At 67.8% G+C, this 1,291-nt stretch carries 2 protein-coding genes and 1 pseudogene; 1 reads left to right on the top strand and 2 read right to left on the bottom strand.

All coding sequences use genetic code 11. From position 1 onward, the window contains the following. A pseudogene (locus tag AB0N06_RS38930) lies at nucleotides 1-102 on the bottom strand (NAD(P)H dehydrogenase); the annotation flags it as partial. Between the two features lie 163 nt (nucleotides 103-265). After that, a complete protein-coding gene (locus AB0N06_RS38925) occupies nucleotides 266-415 on the bottom strand; it encodes a muconolactone Delta-isomerase family protein (RefSeq protein ID WP_366139382.1) in 150 nt (49 codons plus the stop codon). A 412-nt stretch (nucleotides 416-827) separates the two neighbouring features. Here AB0N06_RS38925 and AB0N06_RS38920 point away from each other — a divergent pair. Further along, nucleotides 828-1,291: ATP-binding cassette domain-containing protein (locus tag AB0N06_RS38920; RefSeq protein WP_366139381.1), on the top strand; the 464-nt coding region annotated here is incomplete at its 3' end.

Genomic DNA, 1,291 nt, shown 5'->3' with positions numbered 1-1,291 from the left:
CGCACCGGCCTTGATGCCGGCGTCGTGGAGCTCCTTGGCGATCTCGGTAATGGTGCCGGTGGAGGAGTAGTAGACGATTGCGAGCTTCACGGGAGAGGACACAGCGGCGGCTCCGTTCCTTGTGGAGATTCTGGTGGGGATTGTCGGGAATACGGTCACTAGGCGACCGGTCCACTAATAAGGTAGACGACCGGTCCAGATGAAGTCAAAGACCGGCTGCCGCGGTTGCGGCCGGGAGTGACGAGGCCCCTCGGGGCCCGTGCGATCAGGCGGTGACGGCAGTCCTGCCCGGGTCGCCGGGGTGGGACTCCAGGACCGTCACCACCGAGGCCATCCACGGCCAGAGCGGCAGCGTGCCGAGCACCTTCCCGTACAGCTCACCCTCGTCGGCGGCCCGCCACACACCGATAGCCACAGCCTGACGAGATGACCGGCCACGGCCAACCCCCCAGCCCTTACGGATCCCTCGGCGCGACGACGGTCGACCTCCGCCGGGCCGGCGCCCTCGGGAACGGCGGCGGTGAGCTCGACCAGGAACTCCCCCATGTCGCTCCCCCTTCTCCCCCGCGGGGCCCGCCGGCCCCTCGCGACGACGCACAGAAGGCAGTTCAGCCGCCCATGTGCTCCACGGGCGCACACCCTGCCACCCGACGGCACGCACACCTTTTGGAATATTTCGAACGGTCGCCTACTTTCAGATAGACGACCGGTCGGCTGATAGGAGCCCTCCGCTCCCCGGGAACCGTCGGCTCCCGGGGAGCCACAACCGGCCTCCCAAGAGCCGCCGCTCCCACGGAGCCGTCCCCCGCAACGAACAGGAGCCAGTTGTGAGCAACCCGGACAAGTTGCTGCGCATCGAAGGCATACGCAAGACCTTCCCCGGCGTGGTCGCGCTCGACGGCGTCGACTTCGATCTGCGCCGCGGCGAGGTGCACGTGCTGCTCGGTGAGAACGGCGCGGGCAAGAGCACCCTGATCAAGATGCTCTCCGGTGCCTACCACCCCGATGCCGGCCGAATCCTGGTCGGCGGCGAGGAGGTGCGTATCCACGGTGCGCAGGACTCCGAGCGCCTCGGGATCGCCACCATCTACCAGGAGTTCAACCTCGTTCCCGACCTGACCGTGGCCGAGAACATCTTCCTGGGCCGTCAGCCGCGCCGATTCGGCATGATCGACCGCAAGACGATGGAGGAAAACGGGCTCTCCTGCCGTATGAGTGGGTCACTCTGTGGCGGGTTGGCGTCCGGGAAGGGTGGGGCGGGGGCCGGCGAGGGTGAGCATGACGAGGGCGA

Origin of the sequence: Streptomyces sp. NPDC051020, from assembly GCF_040683105.1 — a bacterium.
In the GTDB taxonomy this organism is placed as follows: domain Bacteria; phylum Actinomycetota; class Actinomycetes; order Streptomycetales; family Streptomycetaceae; genus Streptomyces.
Note: the sequence above shows the minus strand (reverse complement) of the source record. Positions and strands in the feature narration are given on the sequence as shown.